Raw genomic sequence first — 23965 nt, 5'->3', positions numbered from 1 at the left:
GCGCCCTCGCGCCGATGAACGAGGTGTCGGCACAGGGCCGACCCTCTCCTCCTCAGGACGCCACGCATGAGCCTCATGACCGCCCCGGTCCTCACCTTCCCCGCCACCGTCCACGCCGTGGACGAGTCGGGCCGCCTGCGCACCTGGCAGGTCGCCGAGGACGCCGCGACCGGCGGGTTCGTCGTCGAGTCCGCGCCGGGTCAGATCACGCACCCGGCCGTCTGGATGCAGGCGACCAAGGAGCGCACCGTCGTCACCGAGTCGGAGGCCGTCGCCCTCGTCGAGCGGCTCACGCGCGCCTGAGCCCCGCCGGGCCCCGACGGCCCGACGATCACCCTCCGACCCCTGCGGCAGGACGCCCGCGCGCCCGCACGAGGCACGGTGTCCCGTGGCCCTTCCGCCGACGACGCCGCGGTGCCACAGTGGGCGCGTGGCGCGCTCAGGGACCCACCGGGCGGCCTTCGTCGCGACCACGGGCGGGCACCTCGTGCAGATGGCGCTCATGGCGCCGACCCTCGAGCCCGAGCGGCACGAGGACGCCCTCTGGATCACGCACCGGAGCCCGCAGAGCGAGTCGATGCTGACGGGGCGCCTGGTCCACTACGTGCCGATGGTCGACGCACGCGACTGGCGCGCCGTGCTGCGCAGGACGCCGTCCGCCCTCGCGGCCCTGCGGCGGCACGCCGTCGACCGCGTCTACAGCACGGGTGCCGCGGTGTCGCTCGCGGCCCTGCCCCTCGCCCCGCTCGTGGGCGCTCGCGCCGACTACTACGAGTGCATCGCGCGGACCTCCGGCCCGTCGGTCACGGGTCGGGTCCTCGAGTGGCTCCCGTGGGTGGGCCGGTACACGCACTACGCCGCGCTCGCCGGACCGCGGTGGCGGTTCGACCGGGGGCTCTTCGAGTCGTTCACGGTCGCGGGCGCGGCGCCCGAGCCGCGCGTCGCCCGCGTCTTCGTGACTCTGGGGACCGCGCGCCCGTGGGGCTTCCGGCGGCTCGTCGAGCGCGTGCTCGAGATCGTCCCGCCGGAGGCGGAGGTCGTCTGGCAGACCGGCGCGACGGACGTGTCCGGCCTCGGCGTCGACGGGCTCGACGTCATCCCCGACTCGCGGTTCCAGGCGGAGATCGACCGCGCCGACGTCGTCGTCTCGCACGCGGGGTGCGGCACGTTCCTGCGGTGCCTGGAGGCCGGGAAGGTCCCGGTGCTCGTGCCGCGCCGCGCGGCCCACGGCGAGCACGTCGACGACCACCAGGAGCAGATCGCGCTCGCGGCGGCCGAGCGCGGGCTCGCCGTCGTCCGCGAGGCCGACGAGCTCACGCTCGACGACCTGCTCCTGGCGGCCGGGCAGCGCACCGCGCAGCTCGTCTGACGACGGCGGCACGGCTCGGCCATGCCTCCGGGGAAGATCGGTGCCGGCATGCGGAGCCGACCTTCCCCGGTGACGTCGTGCCGGGCGCGCAGCTAGCCGACGGCGTCCGCGCGGGCGAGGTCACGACCGCCGTCGGGCCACGTGCGTCGCAGCCGCAGGGCTACGTAGACGAGCGCGACCAGGACCGGGACCTCGATGAGCGGGCCGACGACCCCGGCGAGGGCCTGGCCCGACGCCGCGCCGAACGTGCCGATCGCCACCGCGATCGCGAGCTCGAAGTTGTTGCCCGCGGCCGTGAAGGCGAGCGTCGTCGACCGCGCGTAGCCGAGACGCAGGGCGCGTCCCGTGACCATGCCGACGGCCCACATGACGGCGAAGTACGCGAGCAGCGGCAGCGCGATGCGCACGACGTCGAGCGGGCTCGACGTGACCGCGTCACCCTGGAGCGCGAACAGCAGCACGATCGTGAAGAGCAGCCCGTAGAGCGCCCACGGCCCGATGCGCGGCACGAAGCGCTCTTCGTACCAGTCGCGCCCCCGCACCTGCTCACCGATCCGTCGGGACGCGAACCCGGCCACCAGCGGCACGCCGAGGAACACGAGGACGTTGACGGCGATCTGCCCCACCGAGACGTCGAGGCCGTCGGTCGCCAGACCCAGCCAGCCGGGCAGCACGGCGAGGTAGAACCAGCCGAGCACCGAGAACGCGACCACCTGGAACACCGAGTTGACCGCGACGAGCACGGCCGCGGCCTCCCGGTCCCCGCACGCGAGGTCGTTCCAGATGACGACCATCGCGATGCACCGCGCGAGCCCGACCACGATCAGGCCCGTGCGGTACTCGGGCAGGTCCGGCAGCAGCGCCCACGCGAGCGCGAACATCAGGGCCGGCCCGACCACCCAGTTGAGCGCGAGCGAGCTCACGAGGAGCCGCCGGTCGCCCGTCACGGCGGCGACGCGGTCGTACCGGACCTTCGCGAGGACCGGGTACATCATCACGAGGAGCCCGACGGCGATCGGCAGCGAGATGCCACCCACCTCCACGGCGCCGAGCGCATCACCGACCCCGGGGAGGAACCGACCCAGCGCGAGCCCGCCGACCATCGCCGACCCGATCCACACCGGGAGCCAGCGGTCGAGCGCGCTCAGGCGCGCCGGCGCGTCGTCGGCGGCCGGCGACGACGGGCGGGGCGACGCGTCGACGACGGCGGTCGCGTGCGTGCCGTCGCTCACCGCGCGGCGTCGACGGCGGGGACGCCGAGCTCCTCGAGGAGCGCGAGGACGCGACCGCGGATGTCGTCGCGGATGACGCGGACCGACTCGACGCCCTGGCCGGCCGGGTCGTCGAGCTTCCAGTCCTCGTAGCGCTTGCCCGGGTAGATCGGGCAGACGTCGCCGCAGCCCATCGTGATGACGACGTCGGACGCCTCGACCGCCTCGTCCGTGAGGACCTTGGGCGTCTGGTCGCGCAGGTCGATGCCGAGCTCGAGCATCGCCTCGACGGCCGCGGGGTTGACCTGGTCGGCGGGCATGGAGCCGGCCGACCGGACCTCGACGGCCCCTCCGGACAGGTGGTTCAGGAAGCCCGCGGCCATCTGCGAGCGCCCCGCGTTGTGGATGCAGACGAACAGGACGGACGGGCGGGTGGTCTCGGGCACGGGTTCTCCTCGGGTGGTCGCCGGCGCGTCGGCCGGGGTCGGGTGGTCGGGTGGGTCGCTGGAGGCCGGGTGGCCCGGTCGCCGGGTGGTCAGCGGGTCGTGTGCCCGCCTCGGTCACGGAGCTGCGCGCCCAGCTGCTCGTGGAGGGCCCGGACGCGCTCGGCCAGGTCGTCGTAGATCGCGCGGACGCCGTCGGGCGACGCCATCGCCGGGTCGCCGACGGGCCAGTCCTCGTACGTCTTGCCGGGCAGCTGCGGCGTCGAGTCGCCGCAGCCCATCGTGATGACGACGTCGGCCGCGCGGACCGCGTCGTCGGTCAGCGGCTTGGGGAACGGCTCGACGTCCGGCCCGGCGCCGTCGTCGCCGAGCAGCTCGGCGAGCAGCGGGGCGACCGTCGCGTGGACGTGGGCGGCGGGCATCGAGCCGGCCGACCGGACGACGACGCCGTCGCCCGCGAGCCGGCGCAGGAGCGCGGCGGCGAGCTGCGAGCGCCCGGCGTTCGCGGTGCACACGAACAGCACCTGCGGCGGGCGCGGGGCGTCGGTCGCGGCTGCGGCCTGGTCCTCGAGCCGCTGGGCCGCGAACCGCTCGGCGAGCACGGGCAGGTGCGCCGTGACCGTGGCCGTCCTCGCGAGCGCCGCGTAGGACTCGCGCACGACGAGGCGCACGACCTCGGGCGCGGCGCCGGGGAACCGCGCCGCGAGGCGTTCGGTGCTGCGCGCCAGCGCGGCCTCGACGTCCGCGCGCGGGCCCTCGTCGACGTCGTCGTCGGACCGCGGTGCGGACGCCGCGCGGGCCAGCGCGTCCAGCAGCGCCGACGCGACCCGGTCCATCCCGGCCGCGAGCGAGTAGAACACCCAGGTGCCGCGCCGCTCGGCGACGACGACGCCCGCCTCGCGCAGCTGCTTGAGGTGGTGCGAGACGGTGGGCCCGGCCAGCTCGGTGAGCGACGCGATCTCGCCCGCCGGCAGCCGCCCGCCGGGCGCCGACGCGAGCGCCGAGACGATCTGGAGGCGGAGGGGGTCGGCGAGCGCGCGGACCACGGGGACGACGCTCTCCGCGACGTCGCGCGGCATCGCGTGCACGGGAGCACCTGTGGTGGACGTTCCGTCGACGACCGGCATCGCGACCTCCTCGGTCTTGTTTCGACAAGCATCTACTAAGACGCTCGTCGAATCAAGCCTCGGGTGGCGCGGATGCTCAGGCGGGCGTGTGCGCCGCGAGGAGCTCCTTCACGTGGCCCACCGTGGGGACGCGCCCCGCCAGCACGACCTCGTCGTCGACGACCAGCGCGGGCGTCCGCATGACGCCGTACCCCGCGATGGTCGCGTAGTCGGTGACCTTCTCGACGTCGGCGGCGAGGCCGAGCGCAGCCAGCGCCTCGCGCGTGACCCGCTCGAGCGTCACGCAGTTCGCGCACCCCGGGCCGAGCACCTTGACCTGCACCTTCTCCTGCACCGCGTCCTGCACCTCGTCCTGCATGGCGATCTCCTTCGTCCGGCCGTCGTCAGAGGACGGCGTTGAACAGGTACCCGACGGCCACGATCCCGGTGGCCACGACGCCGACGAACACGGCGATGAGCGGGGGTCTCAGGACGCGGCGCAGCAGCACGAGCTCGGGCAGGCTCAGCGCGACGACGGCCATCATGAAGGCGAGGAGCGTGCCCATCGGCAGGCCCTTGTCGTGCAGCGCCTCGACGAGCGGCAGGATCCCGGCGGCGTTGGAGTACAGCGGCACGCCGAGCACCACCGCGACGAGCACCGCGAACGGGTTGCCCGCGCCGGCGTAGCGCTCGACGAACCCCTCGGGCGCCCACCCGTGGATGACCGCGCCGATCCCGATGCCGACCACGAGGTAGGGCCAGATCCGCCGCAGGACCACGCCGACCTCGTCGACGCCCATGCGCACGCGGTCGTCCCACGTGAGCCCCGCCGACGGGTCCACGACACGGCCGCTCACGCGCGTCTCGAGCACGAACGGCTCGACCCAGCGCTCGGGCCGCATCCGGCCGAGCACCCACCCGCCGACGACGGCGATCAGCAGCCCCGCCCCGACGTACAGCAGCGTCGGGCCGATGCCGAAGAGGCCGAGCAGCAGCGCGATCGCGACCTCGTTCACGAGCGGGCTCGCGATGAGGAAGCTCAGCGTCACGCCGACGGGGACGCCCGCTGCGACGAACCCGATGAACGCGGGGACGGCGCTGCACGAGCAGAACGGCGTCACGACACCGAGGCCCGCGGCCATGACGTTGCCGACCCCCTCGCGCCGACCGCCGAGGAGCGCCCGCGTCCGCTCGACGCTCACGAACGACCGCAGGACGGTCACGACGACGATGATCCCCGCGAGCAGCAGGGCGATCTTGACGGTGTCGTAGAGGAAGAAGTGCACGCCCGACCCGAGCCGCCCCTCGAGGTCGAGCCCGACGACGTCGCCCACGAGCCAGTCCCAGAACGGCCGGTTGACCGCGTACAGCGCGACCCAGACGGCGACCGCCCCGGCCTGGACGACGACGCGCCGCGACAACGCATCCATGGTTGTCGATGTAGCCATGTCCTCAGTGTTCGCCCGCCGCGTGCGGGCCACGCCGGACGTTGGTCCCGCCGCGGCGACCGACTCCCCGGCGAGGGGCTACCGCAGCGTCCAGGTCGACTGGCACCGGTGGGCGTCGATCGACGTCCCGCCCCGCGCGGTGAACGTCAGCTCGCCGTAGTAGTTCTCGGCCGCGGCCTGGTTGCCCTTGCCCTCGTCCCAGCGGTCCGACCCGTAGACGTAGGCGGTCCGGCCGGTGGACGTCCGTACCGGCCAGACGCCCGCCGGCTGGCCCCCGCACGAGTCGGCGCTCAGCGTGCGGCGGTTCGTCCACGGGCCGAGCGGTCCGGGCGCGTCCATGATCCCGCTGCCGGTGGTCCGGTACGGCCGCGCAGGGTCCGAGAACACCATGTGCCATGTCCCGGTCGGAGCGCGGAAGAGCGCGGGCGCCTCGACGAGCTCCCTCGCCGGCGCCATGGCCGCGAGCTGCACGAACTCGCCCGTGCCGGTGGTGCCGCTCGGGTCCAGGCGCTCGACGACGAGCTGGTGCGTGTTGTCGTTCGCCCAGATCACCGTGTAGGTGACGTACAGGTGACCCGTGACCGGGTCGACGGTCAGGTCGTGGTCGCCGTACCGCAGCCCTCCCGGCGGCGGCACGATCGCGAGCTCGGGGGCGAGCCCGGTGTCGACGAAGGGACCCGCGGGGTGCTCGGCGACGAGGACCTTGTACCCCGCGTCGTGGTGCGTGTTGACCCACATGACGTACCTGCCGTCGGCCGGCCGCTGGACGACGTGCGGGCGGTAGCAGCCGTAGCTCCTCGTCGGGGCGCACAGCGCCTGCCACGGGCCGGCCAGGTGGTCGAAGGCGTAGAGGCCGCCGACGGCACCCGCGGGCACGAAGGTGCTCAGGTCGGTCGTGCTGTAGACCCGCACGCCGCAGTACGGCGACGGCTTCCCGAGCGTGAACCCGCAGCCGTAGCTCGTCCCGTACAGGTACGTGGTCCCGTCCGGCGCCTGGAGCAGGTCGCCGTCGTGCGCGTCGAGACGCATGCCGAGCGAGTCGGTCCGGACGACGGTGTTGTCGACGGGGCCGGTCGGCGCGGGCGGGTCGGCCTGGGGCAGCGGGTTCGCGGGCGCGGTCTCCCCGGACGTGATCCAGGCGGGGAGGTCCGTCAACGGGTCGACGACGGCGGGAGGTCCGTCGACGACGGCGCCCGCGGCGAGCCCGTCAGTCGGCCCGACGGTCGGCCTGACGGTCGGCGGAGCGGGAGCACCCGCATCGCCGACCTGGGGCGAGGTGGCCGACTCCTGCTGCACCCCGACGGCCCCACCGGTCGCGCCGTCGTCGGCCGCGACCCGCAACGAGCCCGCGAGGGTGAGCGAACCGGTGACCGTCGGCACCAGGACCGCGACCGTCATCAGGGTGCGGCGCAGCGTCGGACGCGTCACGTGAGGGTCTCCACGTCGGGCCCCATCGACGGCACCCCGGGGTGCCGTGACGGGATGCGGACGTGACGCCGGTCACACGGGCGTCACCCTCCCGCCGTCAGCGCGCCGGGGCGAGCGCCTCCCGGAGGGTCTCGATCGCGGCCGGGACGGCCGCGTACCAGACGTTGGTGCCACGCTTCTCGCTCGTGACCAGGCCCGCCTCGCGGAGGATCTTGAGGTGGTGGCTCACGGTCGGCTGGCTCTTGCCCACGGGCTCGACGAGGTCGCACGCGCAGACGGCGCCGTCGGGGTCCGTCGACAGCAGGCTGAGCAGGCGCAGCCGGACGGGGTCGGAGAGCGCGGCGAACCGGCGGGCGAGCACCGCGGCCTCGGCGTCGGACAGCGCCGCCGACTGCAGCGGCGCGCAGCACGCCTCGACGGCGGTCGGCTGCGGGGGCACGACGGGCAGCTGACGCGCGCCGCTCGGCGCTGCGGTGGTCGTGGTGGCGGTGCTCACGGGATCTCCTCGCACTCTATTGACATCCATCGATGCTTACGCCAGTGTGGCACTCGCATCGACAGATGTCGATGTTACGGCACACCGGCCGCACCTGCCAGGAGGACAGCATGAGCACCACCACGGACCTGCCCGTCGTCGTGATCGGCGCGGGCCCCATCGGCCTGGCGGCGGCGGCGCACCTCACCGACCGCGGCCTCCCGTTCGTCGTGCTCGAGGCCGGCGACGCGGTGGGCGCCTCGGTCCGCGAGTGGTCCCACATCCGGACGTTCACGCCCTGGCGGTACGTCGTCGACCCGACGGCCGAGAAGCTCCTCGCACCGACCGGGTGGACGCGCCCGACGACGCCCGTGCCGCCCACCGGTGCCGAGCTCGTCGAGCACTACCTCGAGCCGCTCGCGCGCGCCGTCGCCGACTCGATCCGTCTCGGCACGCGCGTCGTCGCGGTCTCGCGCGAGGGCATGGACCGCAGCCGCAGCGTGGGCCGCGCGGACCGGCCCTTCGTCGTCCGCGTGCGCACCGCCGACGGGACGACGACGGACCTGCGCGCCCGTGCCGTCGTCGACGCCTCGGGGACGTGGGCGGACCGCAACCCGCTCGGCGCGTCCGGTCTGCCCGCCGTCGGGGAGCCGGAGGCGGCCACCGCCGGGTTCCTGGTCGGCCCGCTGCCCGATGTCCTCGGGCGCGACCGCGAGCGCTTCGCCGGACGCCGCACGCTCGTCGTCGGGGCGGGGCACTCGGCGGCCAACACGCTCCTCGCGCTCGGCCGCCTCGCCGCCGAGGAGCCCGGCACCGAGGTGGTGTGGGCCATCCGCGGCGCGTCGCCCGCGAAGGTCTACGGCGGTGGTGCGGCCGACGAGCTCGCGGCGCGCGGCGCGCTCGGCTCGGACCTGCGCTCGCTCGTCGCCTCGGGCGCCGTCCGGCTCGTCACGGGTGTCGAGGTGACCGCGCTCGAGGTGCACGACGACACCGTGACCGTCGTCGGCGCCACCGCCGACGGCGAGCTGCGGCTCACCGGCCTGCACGCGGTGGCTGCGGCGACCGGCTTCCGTCCCGACCTGTCGATCCTCGCCGAGGTCCGCCTCGACCTCGACCCCGGCCTCGAGGCGCCGCGAGCGCTCGGCCCGCTCATCGACCCGGCGTACCACTCGTGCGGGACGGTGCCGCCGCACGGCCACCGCGACCTCGCCCAGCCCGACGAGGGCCTGTACGTCGTCGGCATGAAGTCGTACGGCCGCGCACCGACGTTCCTCATGACGACCGGGAACGAGCAGGTCCGCTCGGTGGTCGCCGCCATCGCGGGGGACCTCGCCGCGGCCGACGAGGTCCAGCTCGTCCTCCCCGAGACCGGCGTGTGCTCGACGAACGCTGCGGGCGTCGACACCGCGGCGGCGGGTGGCTGCTGCGGCACCGCGACGGGCGTCGACGGGCTGGACGTCCCGGACGAGGCGCACCGCGACCGGCCCGAGGGCGCGCCCGCGCAGGGCTTCGCGACGGGCGCCGCGGGTGGCGGGCTCGTCGCCCAGCTCGCGCTCGCGCAGGCGCCGTCGGGCTCGTGCGGCACGGGCGGCTGCTGCGCGTGAGCGGGTCCGGCGGCGGCCGGGCGGGACCGTCGGGCGGACAGGCGGGCCGGCCCGCCGCACCGGGGCCGCCGGTCGCGTCCGCGGCGCCCGGGGGACCGCGTCTCCAGGGACCGCGCTTCCCGGGCTGGCGGATGGTCGGCGTGCTCGCCGTGACCGAGACCGTCGGCTACGGCGCGCTGTTCTACTGCTTCGCGGTGGTCCTCGTCCCGATGCGCGACGACCTGGGCGCCACGACGGCGCAGGCGTCCGGCGCGTTGTCGCTGTCGCTCGCGGTCTCCGGGCTCGCGGCCCCGCTCGTCGGGCGCTGGGTCGACCGTCACGGCGCGCGGGCGCTCATGACGGCCGGCAGCGTCGTGGCCGGCGTGGGGGTCCTCGCGTGGTCGCGCGCGACGACGCTGCTCGAGCTCTACGCGGCGTTCGTCGTCGTCGGGCTCGCCGGCGCGGCCGTGCTCTACGAGCCCGCGTTCGCCGTCGTCACGGCGTGGTTCCGCGACGGCCGTCGCCGCGCGCTCCTCGTGGTGACGGTCGTCGCGGGCCTCTCCTCGACGGTGTTCCTGCCGCTCACGCAGGCGCTCGTCGAGCGGTCGGGGTGGCGGGGCGCGCTCGTCGTGCTCGCGCTCCTCGTGGGCGCGTGCGCCGTGCCGCACGCGCTCGTGCTGCGCAGGGGCCCCGCGGACCTCGGCCTCGCGCCCGACGGCGCCGGGCTCGCGCCGTCGGCCGACGACGACGCCCCACCGCGGGGTGAGGCCCGCTCCCCCGCGGACGGCGCCGCCGCACCGGTCACGCCGCGCCTGGCCACCCCGCGCGGCGACGCCCCGGCAGGCCGCCCGAGGTCGGTCCACCACCTCACGGTCGCCGCCGTCCTCCAGGCGGTCGCGACGACGACCGTCACGGTGCACCTCGTCGCGCACCTGCAGGGCTCCGGGGTCGCCCCCGACCACGCCGCGCTCGCCGCGGGTGCGCTCGGCGTGATGTCCGTCGCCGGCCGGCTCGTGTTCGCGGGCGGTGCGCGCGTCGGCCCCGCGCGGGCCGCGGCGACGCTGCTCGCGGGTCAGGCGCTCGGCGTCGTCGCCCTGCTGGCCGTTCCCGGCACGGCGGGTCTCGTGGCGTTCGTGGTGCTCGCCGGGGCAGGGTTCGGGGTCATGACGATCGCGCGCGCGGCGCTGCTCGGCCAGTACGTGCCGCTGACCCGGTACGCGTCGGCCTCGGGCCGGCAGGCTCTCGCGACGACGGCAGGGCGCGTCGCGGCTCCCCTCGCGGGCGGCGCCGCGATCACGGCGGTCGGCTCGGGGCCGACGTTCGCCGCCGTCGCCGCGTGCTCGGCCGCCGCGGCCGTCGCGCTCCTGGCCGCGGAGCGCGCCGCGTGACCCCGCCCGCGGTGCGGGACGCGACGCCCGACGACGCCGGGACCGTCGCGGTGATCGTCAACGCCGGGATCGACGCGCGGACCGCGACGTTCGAGACCGAGCACCGCACGACGGGCGCGATGGCGGAGCGCATCGCCTCGACCTCCCCGCGGCACGCGTTCCTCGTCGCGGAGCTCGACGGCGTCGTCGTCGGCTGGGCCGCGACCTACCCGTACTCGCCGCGCGCCGTGTACGACGGCGTCGCGGAGTACTCGATCTACGTCGCACCCGACGCGCACGGGCGCGGGGTCGGGTCGGCGCTGCTCGGCGCGCTGCTCGACCGCGCACGGGCCGCGGGGCTGCACAAGGTCACGAGCCGCGTCTTCCCCGAGAACGCCGCGAGCCTGGCGCTCGCCGCTCGACACGGGTTCGAGGTGGTCGGCACGCACCGCTCGCACGCGCGGCTCGACGGCGTGTGGCGCGACGTCGTCACGGTGGAGGTGCTGCTGCTCTGAGCGCGCACCTCCACGGTCCGGACGGTGACCATCGGTCGCGCGCGGACGCGCGGCGCGGCACGCTCACCCGCATGACGACACCCATGGTGCTGCCCGACGGCGAGCCGGCCGCCGGGCCCTGGACCCCCGTCCCGGTCGCGACGCTCGCGCAGCGGCTGCTCGAGGGCGCGCCGCGCGGCGACGACGGCGGCTGGGGCGACCGGCCGTGGGTCGTCGCCGTCGACGGCCGCAGCGGGAGCGGCAAGTCGACGCTCGCGCAGAGCCTGCTGCCGCACCTCGCCCCCGCCGTCGTCGTGCACACGGACGACCTCGCGTGGCACGAGCCGATGTTCGGCTGGGCGCACCTGCTGGTCGAGGGCGTGCTGGAACCTGCCCTGCGCGGGGAGGACGTGTCCTTCCGGCCCCCCGCGTGGGAGGAGCGCGGCCGCGAGGGCGTCGTCGACGTCCCCGTCGGGCTGCGCGCGGTCGTGGTTGAGGGGGCCGGGGCGAACCAGCGCCGCTTCGCGCACCTCGTCGACCGGACCGTGTGGGTCCAGTCCGACCACGCGCTCGCCGAGCAGCGCGGCATCGCGCGCGACGTCGAGCAGGGCGTGAACGGCGACGCCGAGGAGTCGCGGCGCTTCTGGCACGAGTGGATGGCGCACGAGCTGCCGTTCTTCGCCGACGAGCAGCCGTGGACGCGTGCCGACGCGGTCGTGGCCGGGACGCCCACGGTCGCGCTCGCCGAGGGCGAGGTCGCGGTGGCCGAGGGGCCGCTCGGCCGCTGAGGCCCGGCCGGCGCCGTCCCCTCAGCCCGACCGCCGCCACGGGTGCTCCGCCCAGTCGACGACGCGCAGCGGGACGACGAGCACGGGCCGGTGCTGGTGGTGGGTCAGCCGCACGGCGACCGATCCCTCGACGGCCTCCCGCAGGCGCGCACCCGCCCCGGGCGCCCTCGTGCCGATCACGAACCCCGCAGCGTCGACGGCCCGCGCGAGGTGCGTGAGGGCCCGGTCGGGTCGCCCGGCGAGGTAGCGGAAGTGCCACGGCACCCCCGAGTCGGCCAGCACGCGCGCGAGGGACGCCTCGATGTCGCGCTGGGTGTCCTCCCACAGCGTCGCGTCGCCCCCGTCGGGGTCGACGTCGTCGTGCCAGACGCTCCCGTCCGGGTACTCCTCGCGCGTGTAGCGGGCCGGGTCCACGTACGCGAGGTAGAGCTCGGTCGCCCCGGTCGCAGCGGCCCACGCGGCCGCCGTCAGCGGGACGAGCTCGGGCTGACGGGGCACGACGCCGACGACGAGCGGATGACCGCGCAGCGGGACGATCCGCTCGCGTGCGGGCTGCGGGACGACGTGCGTGGGCATCGGGGACCTCGCCCTCGTCAGGGTGCGTCCTCCGACGGTACGCCGGTCCTCAGCGACCCGTCAGCCACATGGCGCCGACGCCCGCAGATGCCGCCGCGACGCACGTCACGAGCGTGCCGAGGGCGTTGAGGACCGCCCAGCGCACCTCGCCGGCCTGGACGAGCCGGACCGTCTCGACCATCGCCGTCGAGAACGTCGTGTACCCGCCGCAGAACCCGGTCGCCGCGGCCGTGAAGGCGAGCGACCCCAGCCCGTGGAACAGGTGCGCACCCGTCAGCAGGCCCAGCAGGAGCGAGCCCGTCACGTTGACGACCACGGTCGCCACCGGCAGCGCACCGCGAGCGCGGCTGCGCACCAGGCCGTCGACGACGAACCGGGTCGCCGCACCGAGGCCGCCGAGCAGCGCGACCAGCGCGACGGTCACCGCGCACCCCCACGGGGCGTCGTCGTCCGCGGCAGGTCCGTCCGGCGGGCGTCGCGGCGTCCACCGCGTCGCGCGCCGACGACGACGCCGGCCAGCGCAGCCGAGGCGCCCGCGATCACGCTCACGACGCCGTACGCGAGCCCGAGGCCGATGCGGCCGTCCACGACGAGCCGCTCGACCTCGATCGCGAGGGTGCTGAACGTCGTGAAGCCCCCCAGCAGCCCGGTCCCGAGCGCGAGCCGCAGCCGACGCGCCCCGTCGGACTCCGGCCCCCGCCGGACGAGCGCCTCGAGCAGCACGCCGAGCAGGAACGCGCCGACCAGGTTCTCGACGAACGTCGCGGTCGGCCAGCCGTCGGTCGGCCCGACCCAGGTGCTCACGCCGTAGCGCGCCGCCGAGCCGACGGCACCGCCCGCCGCGACGAGCGCCACGAGGCCTGGCCGCAGGTGGGGCGGGCGGCGGGACGTCTCGCTGCTCATGCCGTCCTCTCCCGCGCTGACCGGGACAGGGTAGCGATCCGGGGCTCCGTTTCGGGTCGGGCCGGGGTCGGGCCGGGGTCGGGCGCGTCGCGTCAGGCGGGGCAGCACTCCGGCTGCAGGAGCTCGTCCGCCGCGCGCCGCAGCCGCGCGGCGACCGACGCGAGCGGCGCGGGGCGGACGGCGGCGGCCGACGTCCGGTGCGGCGCACGCCGCGCGGCGGGGCGTGTGGCGGCGACCTCGGCGAGGTCACGCGCGCGGACGTGGTGGAGCGGGAGGTAGGTCTCGGGGTGCATCGGTGCTCCTCGGTGGTGGCGGGGGACGGCGAGCGGTGCGCGGGCCGACCGGCTCGCCGCGGGCCTCTCGGGCGACTGATTCATCGACGTCTGTCGATGGGATGATCCTGGACCGCTCATCGACGATTGTCAATACTCTGTCGTCGGCCGTCGGTGCGGCGCCAGCGATGCACCACCGGCACCGCCCACACCATGACGAGCACGCTCGTGACGGCCCCGACGGCAGGGCCGGTCGCCTCCGTCGCCGCCGTGAGGTTGAAGGCGGTGTGCCACGCGGCGACCAGCAGGACGCTGCCCCGGCCCTCGACGTACAGGTGCGTCAGGACGACGGACCCCGCCACGAGCCCGACCAGCCACCCCAGCGCCAGCGGCCCCATCCCCCGGAAGCGGTCGACGACGAGGAAGAGCGGCGCGTGCCACCCCGCCCACACCGCCGCGACGACGAGCGCGGTGCGCGTCGGCGCGTGGTCGCGCAGCAGCCGGTCGGCCGCGAACCCGCGCCAGCCGGTCTCCTCGCCGAACCCGTTGACCACGAGCGCGACGGCGACCACCCCGAGCGGCCCGATCGCGCCGACGCCGGTGTACCGCGCCAGGTCCGACGGCGCGGGCACGTCGTCGGCGGTCAGCAGCGGGACGACGAACGCCAGGGTCGCGAGCGCGGCGGTCGCGACCACGACGAGCCACCAGCGCCACCCGACGCGCCACCGCACGACGCGCCGCCCGAGCGCCCGCAGCCCCGCGCGGCCGTCGGCGAGCCCGGTGACCGCGACCGCGGCGACGGCGGGCCCGAGCAGACCCGGCAGGTGCGTGGGCCACGGCACGCCGGGGCGCGAGACCGCGCCGACGACGACCATCGGGACCCACCACGCCCACGACACGGCGTACGCGAGCACCACGAACGCCGCGACCGGCCGACGGCGCACGAACGACCTGGTCGCGGCCGTCGTCGTCCGACCGCGGCCGACGGACGGACCACGCGTCGCCACCGGCCACCTCCTCCGGCCCCACCACCACGGTCGCCCCGCCTGGGCCCGCGGACGAGAGTCGGAGGTCCTGACGGGCGCGTGCCCGCGCCCAGGCGTGGAAGGCTGGGACGCCGGGCTCGAGCCCGGCGAGCACGCCGACGCGGAGGGATACCGGTGGACCGAGCAGCACGGGGCGCGCGATGAGCGTCCCCGACGCCGCCGTCCACATCGACGGCGGCGACCTCGGCTGCTGGCGGCTCCTGCTCATCCTCCGCGACCGCGCGGCCGAGCTGCCGGCCGGGACGGTCGTGCACCTCACGACGAGCGACCCCGTCGCACCGATCGACCTGCCGGCGTGGTGCCGGCTCACGGGGCACGAGTACCTCGGTCAGGTGGGGACCGACGGCGACCGCGCGACCTATGCCGTGCGCACCGCCGCGACCCCGGTGCCGACGCGGCCCGACGCGCCGTGGAAGGTCGACGGCTGACGCGACCGGGCCCCGGCGAGCGGCCCGTCGGTCAGCGGTCGCGGACGAGCGTCAGCCCCCAGCGCCCGCAGCGCACTCGCGGTCGGCCGACGCCTCGAACGTCGGCACGGGGCGCGCCTCGGCCTCCTCGGCGGTCGTCGCGAGCCCGTTGCGTCCGATGTCCTCGATGAGCCAGTCCATCTCGTCGATCTCACGGCGCTGCGCCTCGCTGATGGATGCGGCGAGCTCGCAGACCCGCACGTCCTGGATCGAGGCCCGCTCCGAGCGCGTGATCGCGAGCGAGTGGTGCGGGATCATCGCGCTCATCCACGACGTGTCCCCGACCGTCGTCTGGCTGCGGTCCAGGTAGACGCCGCCCGCGAGCAGCAGCAGGCTCCCGACGACGAGGGCGGCGTTCGCCTTCGCGCTCTTGTACATCGTGAGCATCCAGGCCAGCATCACGAGCCCCATGGCGCCGCCCATGGTCAGCGCCATGAACAGGCGGCTCTGGCTGAACCGGACGTGGCTCCACTCCCACGAGCCGACGAACATGGTCCAGTACATGACGACCATGCCCGTGAGGATCATCGCGACGAAGCGCAGGTACATGCCCTTCCCGTGACCGCCGCCGTGCTGGTCGCCGTGCTCACCGCCGTGCTCACCGCCGTGCTCACCGCCGTGCTCACCGCCGTGCTCACCGCCGTGCTGGTCAGCACGCTGGTCGACGCGCCCCTCGCGTCCGTCCGCCATCGGTCGGCCCTCCCCTTCGCTCGTCGCGGTCGCCGCCGGCCCGCGCCCGGGTGGGGCGCCGTGCAGTCGACCGCTCTCGACGCTAGGCACGACGTCGCGGGGGGCGCACGTCGGGAGGGGGGCCCCGGCGATGAAGGTTCGATGAAGGGGACACCCGTCCCGCGTCAGCCGTCGGCGCCGGGGACCTTGTCGGTGACGTCGTCGTACGCCGCCGCGGCCGGCAGCTCGTCGGGCGCGTACACGAGGCGCAGGACTCCGGTGGGGAACGCCTCCGAGCTCACGAGGCGCAGCGGGTAGACGTCACCCTCGTCGAAGAGCCGCTCGCCGTGCCGCGCCGCGACCGGGTGGACGAGGAGCCGCAGCTCGTCGAGGAGCCGCGCCGCGAGCAGCTGCCGGACCACGGAGATCGAGCCGGCGACGAGGATCTTGTCGACGCCCGGCTCGGCCGCGACGGCGCGCACCGCGTCGAGGAGGTCGCCCTCGACACGCTCCACGTTGCGCCACCCGAGGTCCTGGTCGCCGCGCGTCGCGACCAGCTTGCGCACGTCACCGAGCTGCGCGGCGAAGGTCGCGTCCTCACCGCCCGCGGCCTCCCGGTCGGGCCACGCCCCCGCGAAGCTGTCGTAGGTCACGCGCCCCAGGAGCAGGACGTCGACGTCCTCGTAGTCCTCGCCGACGGCGGCGCCCATGCGGTCGTCGAAGTAGGGGAAGTGCCACGCGGGGTCGATCTCGGCGACGCCGTCGAGCGAGATGAACAGGGTCGAGACGATCGTGGCCATGTCTGCCTCCGTGGTCGGGAGCCCGCGTTCCGCGGGGGGTCTGCTGCATCAGACCAGCCCGGCGCCGAGAAGTCATCGCGCGTCGACGGCAGCGGTGACGACGCCGTCGACGCGGGCTTCACGGAGCCTTCATCCGACCTCGACCCGCGCTCGACGCGGCCGCGCGACGCTGGGTGCAGGACCCCGACCGGGGTCCGGTGCGCCGCACGAGGAGGCCGACCATGTCGTGGTGCCTGGGGTACGGGACCGGCGGCTGGCTCATGATGGGCACGAGCCTCGTCGTCCTCGCGCTCGCCGTCTGGGCGGTGGCCCGCCTCTTCCCGGGCGCACCTCCGCCGCCCCTGTCGCCCGACCCGATGGCCGTGCTCGACGCACGGCTCGCGTCCGGGGACATCGACCTGGACACCCACCGCACGCTGCGGGACGAGCTCGCGGGCCGCGCCACGGGCCGGCCGGGCGGTTACGGCGCAGGTGCGGGGGCGGTCTGAGGCTCAGGCGGCAGGGAGGACGAGCGTGAAGGTCGCGCCCCGCCCGGGACCGTCGCTCGCCGCGACGAGCGTCCCGCCGTGCGCGCGCGCCAGCGCGAGGCTGATCGCCAGGCCGATCCCGGACCCGCCGCGTCCGCGGTCCCGGGCGGTGTCGGCGCGGTAGAAGCGCTCGAGCACGTGCGGGAGGTGCTCCGGCGCGATGCCCTCGCCGGTGTCGGCGACCTCGAGCGCGACGCCGTCGTCGCTCCGCCGCGCCGCGAGGGTCACGACGCCGCCCGCGGGCGTGTGCCGCAGGGCGTTCGTCAGGAGGTTGTCGAGCACCTGCGCGATGCGGGTCCGGTCGACGCGGAGGGCCGGCAGGTCGTCGTCGACCCGCACCTCGACCGTGACGCCCGCGGCCGCCGCGCGTTCGCGCACCGCACCCTCGGCCGCGGCGAGCAGCTCGGCGGGCGCGACGGGCGCGCGGTCGAGGACGATGTCCCCGGCCTCGGCGCGGGTCACGGCGGCGAGGTCCTCCGCGAGCCGCGTGAGCCGCGCGGCCTGGTCGAGCAGCACCTCGACCGTCGCCGGGTCGAGGTCCTGCACGCCGTCCTCGACCGCCTCGAGGTAGCCGACGATCGTCGCGACGGGCGTCCGCACCTCGTGCGCGACGTCGGCGAGCAGGCGCGCCCGCAGGCGGTCGGCCTCGCGGAGGCGCGCGGCCATGCCGTTGAAGGAGTCGGCGAGCTCGTCGAACTCCGAGCCGAGGCCGGGCGGCGGGACGCGGGACTCGTACGCACCGGAGCCGATGCGCGCCGCCGCGGCCGAGACCGCCCCGAGCGACCGGCCGATGCGGCGCGTGAGCACCACGCTGACCGCGGCGGAGGCGGCCGCGGCCGCGCCGAGCGCGAGAGCCAGGGACACGGTGCTCGCGTCGACGAAGGCCTGCTCGGCGTGCACGACGACGGCGTCATCCTCCTCCGCGCCCGCCCGGAGCATGTGCTCGTGGAACAGCCCCGGCCCGACGGCCGCCGCGACGAGCCACGCGGTGACGCCCCCGGTGACCAGCACGGCGCCGAGCGCCACCAGGAGGCGCGCGCCGAGCCCCCAGTCCGCCGCGGGCCGGTCCGCGCTCACGCGCCCGTGCCGATCCGGTAGCCGACCCCCCGGACGGTCCGCACGTAGCGCTGCGCGTCGACCGTGTCGCCGAGCTTCTGGCGCACGTGCAGGACGTGGACGTCGACGAGGTGCTCGTCGCCCACCCAGCCCGGTCCCCACACCGCGTCGATGAGCGCGCGTCGGCTGAACACGCGCCCCGGCCGCCCTGCGAGCGTCGCGAGCACGTCGAACTCGGTCCGCGTCAGGGGCACCGCACGGTCGCCGAGGTGCACGTCCCGCGCGTCGACGTCGATCCGCAGGTCGCCTACCTCGAGCAGCTGCGCGGCAGGGACGGCCGCCGCACCCACCGTCGGGGCCCGGCGCGGACGGCGCATGAGCGCCGCGACGCGCGCCATGAGCTCGCGCGGGCTGAACGGCTTGGTCATGTAGTCGTCGGCGCCGACCGACAGGCCGATCAGGGTGTCCACCTCCTCGGCGCGCGCGGTGAGCATCACGACGTAGCAGTCGGAGAACGTCCGCAGCCGGCGGCACACCTCGACGCCGTCCAGGCCCGGGAGCCCCAGGTCGAGCACGACGACGTCCGGGTCGACCTCGCGCAGCACCTCGACCGCCTCGGCACCGTGGTGGCAGACGGTCGTCGCGTAGCCGTCGCGCTCGAGGTAGCCGGCGACGAGTCGCGCGAGCGGCTGCTCGTCGTCGACGACGACGGCGCGACGTGCCGCCCCGTCCGTGCCGGCGGGTGGGGCTGCGGGTGCGGTGCTCACGGGTCCATCTTGGGTGACCCGGGCCGGTGCGGAGCCGGACGCCGCGGGCTTCATCGAACCTTGACCGGACGTCGGTCGTCGCTTCGGGGCGCACTGCCGAACCTGTGGTGTCAGCCCAGCCGAGGAGCGCCCGATGCCCACCCCGCCCGTCGTCACCGTCGTGCAGTCCCCCGCGTGCCACTTCTGCCACGACGCGGAGCAGGCGCTCGCCGACCTCGCCCGCGAGGTGCCGCTCAGCATCCGCCTGGTCGATGTCGGGACCGACGAGGGTCGTGCGCTCGTCGCCGAGCACCGGCCCGCGATGAACCCGCTCGTCCTGCTCGACGGCGACTTCTTCTCCTCGGGCCGGCTCCCGCGCCGCAAGCTCGCCAAGGCGCTCGCCGCCCGCACGGCGACGACGGCGGTCGGTGCCTGATGGGCAGCGAGCTGCTCGCCACCGGCAGCATCCTCGCCGCGTTCTTCGCGGGGGGTGTCGCGCTCTTCGCGCCCTGCTGCATCGTGTTCCTCGCGCCGTCGTACCTCGCGGGTGCGGTGAAGAACGCGCGCTGGCGGCTCCTGCCGCTGACGTTCGTGTTCGCCGCGGGGCTCGCGGTGGTGCTCGTCCCGATCACGCTCGGGATGGGGCTGCTGGCCGGCGCGATCGCCCGCTACCACGCGCCCCTGTACTGGGCGGGCGGGCTCCTCATGATCGCCCTCGCCGGCCTCGCGCTCTCGGGACGCATGTGGTCGCTGCCGTCGTTCGTGCGCGCGCCCGACACCACGCGCGGCGACACCGCGAGCTTCTTCGCCCTCGGCGTCTTCTCGGGCATCGCGTCGTCGTGCTGTGCGCCCGTGCTCGCCGGCGTCATGACGCTGTCGGTGCTGTCCGGCTCGGCGGTCGGCGGTCTCGCGCTGGGGCTCGCGTACGTGTTCGGCATGGTGTTCCCGCTCTTCGTCATGGCGCTCGTGTGGGACCGCGCGCGGCTCGGCGAGCGCGGCCTGCTCCGCGCCAGGCCGGTCCGTCTCGGCGTCGCCGGCCGGACGCTCGTGACCAACACGGTCAACGTGGCGGTCGCGGTGGGCTTCGCGATCATGGGCGTCGCCGTCATCGCGCTCGCCGGCAGCACCGACATGACGGGCGGCAGCGCGTTCCAGGACTCCGCGAGCCGCGCGCTGACGGACGTGTTCGCTGGCGTCCAGGACGTCCTCGCCCCCGTGCCCGAGCCGCTCCAGGCCGTGGCGCTGCTCGTGGTCGCAGCGGTCTTCGTCCTGGCGACCCTCGTCGACCGCCGCCGGCCGGGAGGTGGCGCGGCCGCGGCACGGACCACGACGGCCACGACGGCCACGACGGCCACCACCGACACGACGTCGGCTCCGACCGACGACGCACCGACCCCCTCCTGCCACGCCACCCCGCGCACGGAAGAGACGACGTCATGACCTCCGGATCCGCCACCCGCCGCCTCGCCGCGCAGGAGCCCGCCGCGCCCCCACCCGCTCCCGACGGACGGCGCCAGCGCCTCGGCGCGGTCGCGTGGCTCGTCGGCCTCGTCGTCGTCGGCGTCCTCGTCGCCGTCGGGCTCCTCACCTCACGCCCGACGACGACCGAGGCCACGGGCCGGGCCCCCGACTTCACGCTCCCCACGTCCGAGGGAGGGACCGTCTCGCTCTCGGACTTCCGCGGCGAGCCCGTCGTCCTCTACTTCAACGAGGGCGCCGGCTGCGACTCGTGCCTGGTCCAGATGGCCGAGATCGAGAAGGACCCGGCGTTCGCCGAGGCCGGGATCACCGTGCTGCCGATCGTCATGAACACCGCGGACCAGATCAACGCCGACCGCGAGCGCCTGGGCGTCGAGGCGCCGTTCCTGCTCGACGACGGCACGGTCTCCGAGGCGTACGGGACGCTCGGCACGGGCATGCACGAGGGGCTGCCGGGTCACGGCTTCGTGCTCGTCGACCCCGACGGCGACCAGCTCTGGCAGGGCAGCTACCCGTCGATGTGGCTCGCCCCGTCCGCCCTCCTCGAGGAGGTCACCAGCCGGCTCTGACCACCGACCCCACCGTTCGACCACCCCGACCGAGGAGTGCACCATGGGCTGTTGCCGCGACACGACGAGCGCGACCACGCAGACCAGCGACACCACGACGACCACGTCCGACGGCTGCTGCGGCGCAGGCGCGACGCGCACCGACGGCTGCTGCTCCACCACCGCGGCACCCTGACACCGGACCGGCCGGTGCCGTGGACTCACGGCACCGGCCGCGCACCCACCACCTCCTGGGAGAACCACATGACGACCACCACCCGCCGACGGCTCGCCGCGACCGCGAGCGCCCTGGCGCTGGCCGCCACCCTGACCGCCTGCGCGGGCGACGCCGACGAGGCGCCCGCGTCGACGTCCTCGTCGCAGGACGCGCAGGCCGGCTCGGACGCCGCGGCGACCGAGCACAACGACGCGGACACCCAGTTCGCGCAGATGATGATCATCCACCACGAGGGTGCGGTCGAGATGGCCGACCTCGCGGTCGAGCGGGCGGAGTCGCCCGACGTCGTCGCCCTGGCCGAGCGGATCTCGGCCGCGCAGGGCCCCGAGATCGAGCTCATGTCCGACTGGCTCGACGCGTGGGGCGAGGACCCGGCGGGCGACGCCGACATGTCCGGCATGGACCACGGCGGCATGGACATGGAGGGCATGGACCAGGACGAGGCCATGGGCTCCCTGTCCGAGCTCGAGGGCACCGACTTCGACCGGAGCTTCCTCGACCTCATGGCCGCGCACCACCGTGGCGCGATCGAGATGGCGGAGGAGCACCTCGAGGATGGCGTCAACCCCGAGGCGCTCGAGCTGAGCGAGACGATCATCGAGGACCAGAGGGCGGAGATCGCCGAGATGGAGGAGATGCTCGAGGGCCTGTGACCGCGCGCTCACCCGGAGCAGCACGGAGGGCCGCCGCGATCCGCGGCGGCCCTCCGTGCGTCGTCGAGCGGCGCCGTCGTCGTCGGCCTCAGCGGGCCGCGACGCGGGCGGGGTCCAGGTCGAGCCGGCGCAGGAGCTGCGCGTTGAGCGCGACGACGACGGTCGAGGCGCTCATGAGCACCGCACCCACCGCGGGCGAGAGCACGAACCCGGCCCATGCGAGGACGCCCGCCGCGAGCGGGATCGCCACGAGGTTGTAGCCCGTGGCCCAGGCGAGGTTCTGCCACATCTTGCGATAGGACGCCCGCGACAGCTCGATCGCCGCGACGACCCCGCGCGGGTCGTCCGACGCGAGCACGACGCCCGCCGACTCGACCGCGACGTCCGTGCCCGCCCCGATCGCGATGCCGACGTCGGCCGCCGCGAGGGCCGGGCTGTCGTTGAGGCCGTCGCCCACGGCGGCGACACGACGGCCGCGCGCCTGGAGCTCGGCGACCTTCGCGTGCTTGTCGGCCGGCAGGACCTGCGCGAACACCTCGTCGATCCCCAGGTCGGCCGCGACCGCCTCGGCGACGTTGCGCGCGTCGCCCGTGACCATCGCGACCTGGACGCCGCGACGACGCAGGGCCGCGACGGCCTCGCGCGACTCGGGACGGATGGCGTCCTGCACCGCGAGCGCACCGACCACCGCACCGTCGCGCACGACGTGCAGCACCGACGCGCCCCGGGCGGCCCACGGGGCGGTCACGACGTCGAGCGCCTCCGGTGCCGCGACCCCGAGCTCGGCGAGCAGGGCGGGCCCGCCGACGTGCACGGTGCGGCCCTCGACCTCGGCGCGCACACCACGCCCCGCGAGGGTCTCCAGACCCGTCGCGACCGGGTGGGCGACGCGCTCGCCGGCCCGGACGACGGCCCGCGCGACCGGGTGCTCGCTGTCCGCCTCGACCGCGGCCGCGAGACCCAGGACGACGTCGTCGTCCCAGCCGTCCGCGCCCGCGACGTCGGTGACCGTCGGGCGGCCGACCGTGAGGGTGCCGGTCTTGTCGAACAGGACCGTGTCGACCGTGCGCATGCGCTCGAGGGCGAGGCGGTCCTTGACCAGCAGCCCGGCGCGCGCGGCGCGCTCGGTCGAGATCGCGATGACGAGCGGGATGGCGAGGCCGAGCGCGTGGGGGCACGCGATCACGAGGACCGTCACGGTGCGCTCGACGGCGTCGGGCATGTCACCGAGGGCGGCCCACGCGGCGAACGTGAGCACTCCGGCCGCGAGCGCGAACCAGAACAGGAAGCCCGCAGCGCGGTCCGCGAGCGCCTGCGCGCGTGACGCCGACGCCTGCGCGTCCGCGACCAGGCGCTGGATGCCCGCGAGCGCGGTGTCGGCGCCGATCGCCGTCACGCGCACGCGCAGCGTCGAGTCGGTCGAGACGGTGCCGCCGACCACGGTGTCGCCGACCGCCCGGCGGACGGCCTTGGACTCGCCCGTGATCATCGCCTCGTCGACGTGCGCGCTGCCGTCGACGACGACGCCGTCGGCGGGGACCCGGCCACCGGCCCGGACCAGGACGACGTCGCCCGTGCGGAGCCGGTCGAGCGGCACCTCGGTCGTGCCGCCGTCGGTGACCACCTCGGCGAGGTCGGGCAGGAGGGCGGCGAGCGCGTCGAGCGCACCGGACGCGGCGCCGAGCGCACGCATCTCGAGCCAGTGCCCGAGCAGCATGATCACGACGAGGAGCGCGAGCTCCCACCAGAAGTCGAGGCCGGTGGCCGCGCCGAGCGTGGTCGCCCACGAGGCGAGGAACGCGACGGTGATCGCGAGCGAGACGAGGAGCATCATCCCGGGGCGGCGGGACCGCGCCTCGACGAGCGCGCCCGTGAGGAAGGGCCACCCGCCGTAGAGGTAGACCACGGTCCCGAGCACGGGTGACACCCACGTCGAGCCGGGGAACGCGGGCGGCACGTAGCCGAGGAGGTGGGCGAACATCTCGCTGAACAGGACGACCGGGACCGCGAGCACGAGGCTCAGCCAGAACCGGTCGCGGAAGCGCGCCGCGTGGTCCCCGTGACCCGCGTTGCCGTGACCCGCGTGCTGGACAGCGGCGCCGTGGCCTCCGTGGCCTCCGTGGTCACCGTGGTCGCCGTGGCCTCCGTGCGGCGCCGCCTCGGCGGCTCGCGGGCCGCGCTGCTCGGCCGCCCGGCCCGTGTGCTCGGTGTGGTGGCTCATCGTCCTCAGCTCCTCTCGGATACCCCGCCGGGGTATGTCGTGCTGAACACCG

29 protein-coding genes are annotated in these 23965 nt (G+C 75.5%); 12 read left to right on the top strand and 17 right to left on the bottom strand.

What is annotated here, in order from left to right:
• The first annotated feature begins 66 nt into the window (after positions 1-66).
• Together IEV86_RS10550 and IEV86_RS10545 are read left to right on the top strand one after the other, a co-directional pair.
• Positions 67-303: a hypothetical protein gene (locus IEV86_RS10550; RefSeq protein WP_043608438.1), complete on the top strand. Its 237-nt coding sequence runs from the start codon at positions 67-69 to the stop codon at positions 301-303.
• Positions 304-430: 127 nt separating this feature from the next.
• Positions 431-1369 (top strand): glycosyltransferase, encoded by a 939-nt coding sequence (locus tag IEV86_RS10545; RefSeq protein ID WP_043608440.1) that lies wholly within the window; start codon positions 431-433, stop codon positions 1367-1369.
• Between the two features lie 92 nt (positions 1370-1461).
• Here IEV86_RS10545 and arsB read toward each other — a convergent pair whose 3' ends face one another.
• The 7 genes from arsB to IEV86_RS10510 all read right to left on the bottom strand — a co-directional run bounded on the left by arsB (position 1462) and on the right by IEV86_RS10510 (position 7501).
• Complete coding sequence (gene arsB / locus IEV86_RS10540; RefSeq protein ID WP_043608449.1) at positions 1462-2517, bottom strand: ACR3 family arsenite efflux transporter; 1056 nt, start codon at positions 2515-2517, stop codon at positions 1462-1464.
• 80 nt (positions 2518-2597) lie between these two features.
• The gene (locus tag IEV86_RS10535; protein ID WP_043608442.1) at positions 2598-3026 is read right to left on the bottom strand and encodes an arsenate reductase ArsC; all 429 of its coding nucleotides are present in this window, start codon (positions 3024-3026) and stop codon (positions 2598-2600) included.
• Between the two features lie 89 nt (positions 3027-3115).
• A complete protein-coding gene (locus tag IEV86_RS10530; RefSeq protein WP_052426420.1) occupies positions 3116-4150 on the bottom strand; it encodes a metalloregulator ArsR/SmtB family transcription factor in 1035 nt (344 codons plus the stop codon).
• Positions 4151-4226: 76 nt separating this feature from the next.
• On the bottom strand, positions 4227-4508 hold the full coding sequence (locus IEV86_RS10525) for a thioredoxin family protein (protein WP_229734610.1): 282 nt from the start codon (positions 4506-4508) through the stop codon (positions 4227-4229).
• Positions 4509-4533: 25 nt separating this feature from the next.
• Positions 4534-5577, bottom strand: coding sequence for a permease (locus tag IEV86_RS10520; protein WP_043608443.1), 1044 nt, complete (start codon positions 5575-5577; stop codon positions 4534-4536).
• A 78-nt stretch (positions 5578-5655) separates the two neighbouring features.
• Entirely contained in the window at positions 5656-7005 is a 1350-nt protein-coding gene (locus tag IEV86_RS10515) for a glycoside hydrolase family protein (RefSeq protein WP_052426421.1), read from the bottom strand.
• 97 nt (positions 7006-7102) lie between these two features.
• The gene (locus IEV86_RS10510) at positions 7103-7501 is read right to left on the bottom strand and encodes an ArsR/SmtB family transcription factor (protein ID WP_229734609.1); all 399 of its coding nucleotides are present in this window, start codon (positions 7499-7501) and stop codon (positions 7103-7105) included.
• Positions 7502-7611: 110 nt separating this feature from the next.
• Here IEV86_RS10510 and IEV86_RS10505 point away from each other — a divergent pair, with 110 nt between their 5' ends.
• From IEV86_RS10505 to IEV86_RS10490, 4 genes are all read left to right on the top strand, one after another.
• Entirely contained in the window at positions 7612-9084 is a 1473-nt protein-coding gene (locus tag IEV86_RS10505) for an FAD-dependent oxidoreductase (protein WP_188484662.1), read from the top strand.
• 149 nt (positions 9085-9233) lie between these two features.
• The gene (locus IEV86_RS10500) at positions 9234-10451 is read left to right on the top strand and encodes an MFS transporter (protein WP_229734608.1); all 1218 of its coding nucleotides are present in this window, start codon (positions 9234-9236) and stop codon (positions 10449-10451) included.
• Positions 10448-10945: an arsinothricin resistance N-acetyltransferase ArsN1 family A gene (locus tag IEV86_RS10495; protein WP_052426417.1), complete on the top strand. Its 498-nt coding sequence runs from the start codon at positions 10448-10450 to the stop codon at positions 10943-10945. Before IEV86_RS10500 ends, IEV86_RS10495 begins: the two co-directional genes overlap by 4 nt.
• Before the next feature lie 71 nt (positions 10946-11016).
• The gene (locus IEV86_RS10490; RefSeq protein ID WP_202595192.1) at positions 11017-11712 is read left to right on the top strand and encodes a uridine kinase family protein; all 696 of its coding nucleotides are present in this window, start codon (positions 11017-11019) and stop codon (positions 11710-11712) included.
• A 21-nt stretch (positions 11713-11733) separates the two neighbouring features.
• Here the strand turns inward: IEV86_RS10490 and IEV86_RS10485 are convergent, their stop codons facing one another.
• The 5 genes from IEV86_RS10485 to IEV86_RS10465 all read right to left on the bottom strand — a co-directional run bounded on the left by IEV86_RS10485 (position 11734) and on the right by IEV86_RS10465 (position 14470).
• Positions 11734-12288 (bottom strand): universal stress protein, encoded by a 555-nt coding sequence (locus IEV86_RS10485; protein WP_043608417.1) that lies wholly within the window; start codon positions 12286-12288, stop codon positions 11734-11736.
• Positions 12289-12337: 49 nt separating this feature from the next.
• Positions 12338-12712 (bottom strand): fluoride efflux transporter FluC, encoded by a 375-nt coding sequence (locus tag IEV86_RS10480; RefSeq protein ID WP_043608416.1) that lies wholly within the window; start codon positions 12710-12712, stop codon positions 12338-12340.
• Positions 12709-13191, bottom strand: coding sequence for a fluoride efflux transporter FluC (locus IEV86_RS10475; RefSeq protein ID WP_052426416.1), 483 nt, complete (start codon positions 13189-13191; stop codon positions 12709-12711). Before IEV86_RS10475 ends, IEV86_RS10480 begins: the two co-directional genes overlap by 4 nt.
• A 92-nt stretch (positions 13192-13283) precedes the next feature.
• A complete protein-coding gene (locus IEV86_RS10470) occupies positions 13284-13484 on the bottom strand; it encodes a hypothetical protein (RefSeq protein ID WP_043608413.1) in 201 nt (66 codons plus the stop codon).
• Between the two features lie 116 nt (positions 13485-13600).
• Positions 13601-14470, bottom strand: a complete 870-nt coding sequence (locus tag IEV86_RS10465; RefSeq protein WP_043608410.1) for a CPBP family intramembrane glutamic endopeptidase — start codon at positions 14468-14470, stop codon at positions 13601-13603.
• A 179-nt stretch (positions 14471-14649) separates the two neighbouring features.
• Between IEV86_RS10465 and IEV86_RS10460 the strand changes: the two genes are divergently transcribed.
• On the top strand, positions 14650-14937 hold the full coding sequence (locus IEV86_RS10460) for a sulfurtransferase TusA family protein (protein ID WP_043608408.1): 288 nt from the start codon (positions 14650-14652) through the stop codon (positions 14935-14937).
• A gap of 51 nt (positions 14938-14988) precedes the next feature.
• On the opposite strand, the gene IEV86_RS10455 is transcribed toward IEV86_RS10460, so the two are convergent.
• Both IEV86_RS10455 and IEV86_RS10450 read right to left on the bottom strand, forming a co-directional pair.
• Positions 14989-15666 (bottom strand): DUF305 domain-containing protein, encoded by a 678-nt coding sequence (locus IEV86_RS10455; RefSeq protein ID WP_229734607.1) that lies wholly within the window; start codon positions 15664-15666, stop codon positions 14989-14991.
• A gap of 164 nt (positions 15667-15830) precedes the next feature.
• The gene (locus IEV86_RS10450) at positions 15831-16445 is read right to left on the bottom strand and encodes a dihydrofolate reductase family protein (RefSeq protein WP_043608407.1); all 615 of its coding nucleotides are present in this window, start codon (positions 16443-16445) and stop codon (positions 15831-15833) included.
• A 221-nt stretch (positions 16446-16666) separates the two neighbouring features.
• Between IEV86_RS10450 and IEV86_RS10445 the strand changes: the two genes are divergently transcribed.
• The gene (locus IEV86_RS10445) at positions 16667-16933 is read left to right on the top strand and encodes a hypothetical protein (RefSeq protein ID WP_052426415.1); all 267 of its coding nucleotides are present in this window, start codon (positions 16667-16669) and stop codon (positions 16931-16933) included.
• Between the two features lie 3 nt (positions 16934-16936).
• Here the strand turns inward: IEV86_RS10445 and IEV86_RS10440 are convergent, their stop codons facing one another.
• Both IEV86_RS10440 and IEV86_RS10435 read right to left on the bottom strand, forming a co-directional pair.
• Positions 16937-18049 (bottom strand): HAMP domain-containing sensor histidine kinase, encoded by a 1113-nt coding sequence (locus IEV86_RS10440; protein WP_043608405.1) that lies wholly within the window; start codon positions 18047-18049, stop codon positions 16937-16939.
• Positions 18046-18795 (bottom strand): response regulator, encoded by a 750-nt coding sequence (locus tag IEV86_RS10435; protein ID WP_043608404.1) that lies wholly within the window; start codon positions 18793-18795, stop codon positions 18046-18048. Before IEV86_RS10435 ends, IEV86_RS10440 begins: the two co-directional genes overlap by 4 nt.
• Positions 18796-18928: 133 nt before the next feature.
• Here IEV86_RS10435 and IEV86_RS10430 point away from each other — a divergent pair, with 133 nt between their 5' ends.
• The 4 genes from IEV86_RS10430 to IEV86_RS10415 all read left to right on the top strand — a co-directional run bounded on the left by IEV86_RS10430 (position 18929) and on the right by IEV86_RS10415 (position 21692).
• Positions 18929-19210, top strand: coding sequence for a thioredoxin domain-containing protein (locus tag IEV86_RS10430; RefSeq protein WP_043608403.1), 282 nt, complete (start codon positions 18929-18931; stop codon positions 19208-19210).
• Positions 19210-20214, top strand: a complete 1005-nt coding sequence (locus IEV86_RS10425) for a cytochrome c biogenesis CcdA family protein (protein WP_043608401.1) — start codon at positions 19210-19212, stop codon at positions 20212-20214. Before IEV86_RS10430 ends, IEV86_RS10425 begins: the two co-directional genes overlap by 1 nt.
• The gene (locus tag IEV86_RS10420; protein WP_043608398.1) at positions 20211-20822 is read left to right on the top strand and encodes a peroxiredoxin family protein; all 612 of its coding nucleotides are present in this window, start codon (positions 20211-20213) and stop codon (positions 20820-20822) included. Before IEV86_RS10425 ends, IEV86_RS10420 begins: the two co-directional genes overlap by 4 nt.
• Positions 20823-21065: 243 nt before the next feature.
• Complete coding sequence (locus IEV86_RS10415; protein WP_043608421.1) at positions 21066-21692, top strand: DUF305 domain-containing protein; 627 nt, start codon at positions 21066-21068, stop codon at positions 21690-21692.
• Between the two features lie 88 nt (positions 21693-21780).
• On the opposite strand, the gene IEV86_RS10410 is transcribed toward IEV86_RS10415, so the two are convergent.
• Positions 21781-23913: a copper-translocating P-type ATPase gene (locus IEV86_RS10410; RefSeq protein ID WP_043608396.1), complete on the bottom strand. Its 2133-nt coding sequence runs from the start codon at positions 23911-23913 to the stop codon at positions 21781-21783.
• Between the last annotated feature and the right edge of the window lie 52 nt (positions 23914-23965).

Source organism: Cellulomonas carbonis, assembly GCF_014636275.1.
GTDB classification, from domain to species: domain Bacteria; phylum Actinomycetota; class Actinomycetes; order Actinomycetales; family Cellulomonadaceae; genus Actinotalea; species Actinotalea carbonis.
This window is presented reverse-complemented; position numbering and strand designations above follow the sequence as displayed.

Excerpts from the sequence above, each read along its gene's own strand:
- IEV86_RS10415 (WP_043608421.1), top strand. The coding sequence starts at position 21,066 with ATGACGACCACCACCCGCCGACGGCTCGCCGCGACCGCGAGCGCCCTG.
- IEV86_RS10470 (WP_043608413.1), bottom strand. The coding sequence starts at position 13,484 with ATGCACCCCGAGACCTACCTCCCGCTCCACCACGTCCGCGCGCGTGAC.
- IEV86_RS10475 (WP_052426416.1), bottom strand. The coding sequence starts at position 13,191 with ATGAGCAGCGAGACGTCCCGCCGCCCGCCCCACCTGCGGCCAGGCCTC.
- IEV86_RS10550 (WP_043608438.1), top strand. The coding sequence starts at position 67 with ATGAGCCTCATGACCGCCCCGGTCCTCACCTTCCCCGCCACCGTCCAC.
- IEV86_RS10485 (WP_043608417.1), bottom strand. The coding sequence starts at position 12,288 with ATGCCCACGCACGTCGTCCCGCAGCCCGCACGCGAGCGGATCGTCCCG.
- IEV86_RS10445 (WP_052426415.1), top strand. The coding sequence starts at position 16,667 with ATGTCGTGGTGCCTGGGGTACGGGACCGGCGGCTGGCTCATGATGGGC.
- IEV86_RS10430 (WP_043608403.1), top strand. The coding sequence starts at position 18,929 with ATGCCCACCCCGCCCGTCGTCACCGTCGTGCAGTCCCCCGCGTGCCAC.
- IEV86_RS10525 (WP_229734610.1), bottom strand. The coding sequence starts at position 4,508 with ATGCAGGACGAGGTGCAGGACGCGGTGCAGGAGAAGGTGCAGGTCAAG.
- IEV86_RS10410 (WP_043608396.1), bottom strand. The coding sequence starts at position 23,913 with ATGAGCCACCACACCGAGCACACGGGCCGGGCGGCCGAGCAGCGCGGC.
- IEV86_RS10460 (WP_043608408.1), top strand. The coding sequence starts at position 14,650 with ATGAGCGTCCCCGACGCCGCCGTCCACATCGACGGCGGCGACCTCGGC.
- IEV86_RS10455 (WP_229734607.1), bottom strand. The coding sequence starts at position 15,666 with ATGGCGGACGGACGCGAGGGGCGCGTCGACCAGCGTGCTGACCAGCAC.
- IEV86_RS10450 (WP_043608407.1), bottom strand. The coding sequence starts at position 16,445 with ATGGCCACGATCGTCTCGACCCTGTTCATCTCGCTCGACGGCGTCGCC.
- IEV86_RS10490 (WP_202595192.1), top strand. The coding sequence starts at position 11,017 with ATGACGACACCCATGGTGCTGCCCGACGGCGAGCCGGCCGCCGGGCCC.
- IEV86_RS10520 (WP_043608443.1), bottom strand. The coding sequence starts at position 5,577 with ATGGCTACATCGACAACCATGGATGCGTTGTCGCGGCGCGTCGTCGTC.
- IEV86_RS10420 (WP_043608398.1), top strand. The coding sequence starts at position 20,211 with ATGACCTCCGGATCCGCCACCCGCCGCCTCGCCGCGCAGGAGCCCGCC.
- IEV86_RS10530 (WP_052426420.1), bottom strand. The coding sequence starts at position 4,150 with ATGCCGGTCGTCGACGGAACGTCCACCACAGGTGCTCCCGTGCACGCG.
- IEV86_RS10425 (WP_043608401.1), top strand. The coding sequence starts at position 19,210 with ATGGGCAGCGAGCTGCTCGCCACCGGCAGCATCCTCGCCGCGTTCTTC.
- IEV86_RS10505 (WP_188484662.1), top strand. The coding sequence starts at position 7,612 with ATGAGCACCACCACGGACCTGCCCGTCGTCGTGATCGGCGCGGGCCCC.